The 1,781-nt window shown below is 47.3% G+C and carries 1 protein-coding gene and 1 pseudogene; one reads left to right on the forward strand and one right to left on the reverse strand.

From position 1 onward, the window contains the following. Positions 1 to 237: MmcQ/YjbR family DNA-binding protein (locus Q0H50_RS09445; RefSeq protein WP_294421703.1), on the forward strand; the 237-nt coding region annotated here is incomplete at its 5' end. A 401-nt stretch (positions 238 to 638) separates the two neighbouring features. Here the strand turns inward: Q0H50_RS09445 and Q0H50_RS09450 are convergent. Continuing rightward, positions 639 to 1,781, reverse strand: a pseudogene (locus Q0H50_RS09450) (hypothetical protein); the annotation flags it as partial.

The following is a 1,781-nucleotide window of genomic DNA, read 5'->3' on the forward strand; positions in this document are numbered from 1 at the left end:
GATATACCGCGAAACCGAATCGGGTTACGCGGAACGGATATTATAGATGTGGTGAACCTAAAGTGCGATCCGTTATTGTTGGGCTCGATGCGCACGGAAACCGGAATTTTTCCCGCATACCATATGAACAAGGAAAATTGGGTTACAGCAGCGTTAGACGGCAGCGCGTCGGAGGAAATAATTAAAATGCTGCTTGATGTAGTCTGTCATTGTCTTGTTCTCCTTTTCGATAGATAGTGTGGGCAGTAGATAACGGTAGCACGGAAGCTCTGCTTGCAGCTTCTTTCGCATTTCCTGCAAAGCTCGTTGTATTTCTTCCTGCCACGCTCATCAAGAAAGAGCGCCCATTCTCTCTTGAGGTATTTCGGCATACGGGGCATAGCTGACACCTCCTTTGTGCTGCCTAATTGCCGATTTGCTCCCGAAACGCAGAAACGCCCAAAACCTGACCCCGCTGTATGGTTTCGGGGCGATTTTGGGCGTTTTCTTTCGATATGAGTGGCTTCATATTGGCGGCGGTATCCTTACCGTCCGCCATTCAAAAGCCGCTGTTTGTCGCTTCCGGGTAACAAAAAAGCGCCGTATTGCTACGACGCTTTTGTCTTGCTCGGAAGATGGAGCAAGGGAACGCTATTCAATTATCTGTTGTACTTTTTCTTTCTGCTTACAACCGTTGTGCCGATGGCTGCACCGCCGCTGATGAACAACAGGGCAATCCACAAAGCAAGGTTGCTTGTATCGCCGGTCTGCGGACTCTTATCGGATGTTCCCGGTTTGGTACTGGCAGGTTTTTTCTCAAGAGCAGCAATCGCATCTTCGATAGCCTGTGCCATCTTGTCTACTTCGTTCTGCTCCGTAATATTTTTACCACGGACAACAGCTTTGACAGCAGCTTCTACAGCAGAGAAGTCCTTGTAGTTATCCTTGTTCAGTGCATTTGCTTTGGCAATGGCTGCATCAACCTTTGTGTAATCAGCATCCTTGTATTGCAGGGTAGCAATGGCATCTTCAATAGCCTTCGCCATTGTATCCACTTCGCTCTGTTCAGTGATGTTCTTGTCACGGACAACAGCCTTGACAGCAGTTTCTACAGCAGAGAAGTCCTTGTAGTTGTCTTTGTTCAGTGCATTTACCTTGGCAATGGCTTCGTCAACCTTAGTGTAGTCGGCATCTTTGTAAACAAGGGCAGCAATGGCATCCTCAATCGCTTTCGCCATTGCATCTACTTCCGTCTGCTCAGTAATGTTCTTGTCACGGACAACGGCGTTGACAGCGGCTTCTACAGCAGAGAAGTCCTTGTAGTTGTCCTTGTTCAGTGCATTTGCCTTGGCAATGGCTTCGTCGACCTTAGTGTAGTCGGCAGGTAAATAAGTCATTGCAACCGTCTGCGTATGCGTTGCCGCATCGGCGGTGATCGTTATATTGCCGGTGTATGCGTTGCAGTTATCGGCTGTTACTTCAACAGGGTAAGTTCCTGCTTCCAAACTGACAGAGCCGGTAACCTCCTGACCATTCACTTTAACAACAACATTGGTCAGACCGTCTGGCGTTACAACGAAAGAAACCGGATAGACAGCCTTTGTGATAAAATGAACATTTTTATAAAGTGCAAAGTACTGAGTACCGCTGGAAAGCAGATCAATTTCTGTTCCTTCCGAGTCTACAGCTTTTGCATAGTTCAGGTGATAGCCATCGGCAATCACAGGCACACATTCATCGAAAATTGCAGGGATATTATTCTCATTCGTATTCTTTGCATCAATCTCTGCTTCTTCTACGGT

Source organism: uncultured Senegalimassilia sp., assembly GCF_934632265.1.
Classification (GTDB): domain Bacteria; phylum Actinomycetota; class Coriobacteriia; order Coriobacteriales; family Eggerthellaceae; genus Senegalimassilia.